Genomic DNA, 1237 nt, shown 5'->3' with positions numbered 1-1237 from the left:
CTGCACCCGGCCGATTCGGCCGGACGCGCCCGCTACGGCGGCTTCGCGCTCGTGCCGCTGGGCAACCGGGCGCTGGTGCTGAAAACGCCCTACCTGCGCCGCTCCTTCCAGAGCAACAAGGACGTGCTGCGCATTCTGCTCGACTATTTCCCCGGCACCATGTGGCTGGCACTGGCGGCCATGCTCATTGCCAGCGTAGGCGGCGTGACGCTGGGCGTAGCCGCCGCGCTGCGCCCACAGTCGTGGCTCGATAGGGTGCTGGTGAGCACGTCGGTGCTAGGCATTTCGGTGCCCTCGTTCGTGGCGGCCATTCTCATTGCCGTCACGTTCGGCTTCTACTGGAGCCACGCCACGGGCCTCAGCCTCACCGGGCAGCTGTACGAAACTGACCCCTTCACGGGCGAGCGACACCTGGTGCTGCGCAATTTGCTGCTGCCGGCTGTGGCGCTGGGCATCCGCCCACTGGCCATTATCACGCAACTCACCCGCTCGAGCATGCTCGACGTGCTGGCCCAGGATTACATCCGCACGGCCCGCGCCAAGGGGCTCAGCCGGGCCGCCACCGTACTGCATCACGCCCTGCGCAACGCCCTGAACCCGGTCGTCACGGCCGTGTCGGGCTGGCTGGCCTCGCTCATGGCCGGCGCGTTTTTCATCGAGTACATCTTCAACTGGAAGGGCTTGGGCACCGTCACGCTCCGCGCCGTCGAAAACCTCGACTTCCCGGTGGTGATGGGGGCCACGCTGTTCGTGGCCGCGCTGTTTGTGCTGATAAATATTGCGGTCGACGTGCTCTACGCCGTGCTCGACCCGCGGGTGAAGCTGGGGTAATCTTATGTTACTATTCTGTCATCCTGAGCTTGCGAAGGACCTTTTCACGTCTGAATAGATTGCAGTAATTCAACCGGCTGGGGCGTAGTAAAGCCCTTAGCAAGTTCAGGATGACAGACAACACAGAACGACCTTTCGCCCCTAGCGAACCGCTTCTGCCCACCGGCTCGGGCCACCTTAGCTTGGTGGGCCTGCCGGGCTCGGGCAAAACCACGCTGGGCCGGCAACTGGCCGCGCACTTCAACCGCCCGTTTCTCGACCTCGACCACGCCATTGAGGCCCGCACCGGACGCAGCGTGCGCGAAATATTTGCCAACGATGGCGAGGCCACTTTCCGCGAAATAGAAGCGGCTACGCTGCGGGCCGCGCTGGTGGCCGGCGGCCCGCCGCTGGTGCTGGCCACGGG

General features: G+C 64.8%; 2 protein-coding genes. Both read left to right on the top strand.

The features are described 5' to 3' along the window. Positions 1–831 (top strand): ABC transporter permease (locus ACYVDE_RS23305; protein ID WP_460503915.1); only part of this gene is annotated, 831 nt, incomplete at its 5' end. A 185-nt stretch (positions 832–1016) separates the two neighbouring features. Beyond that, a partial coding sequence (locus ACYVDE_RS23300) for a shikimate kinase (RefSeq protein ID WP_460503914.1) occupies positions 1017–1237 on the top strand: 221 nt, incomplete at its 3' end.

The organism is Hymenobacter agri (genome assembly GCF_054778495.1).
Note: the sequence above shows the minus strand (reverse complement) of the source record. Positions and strands in the feature narration are given on the sequence as shown.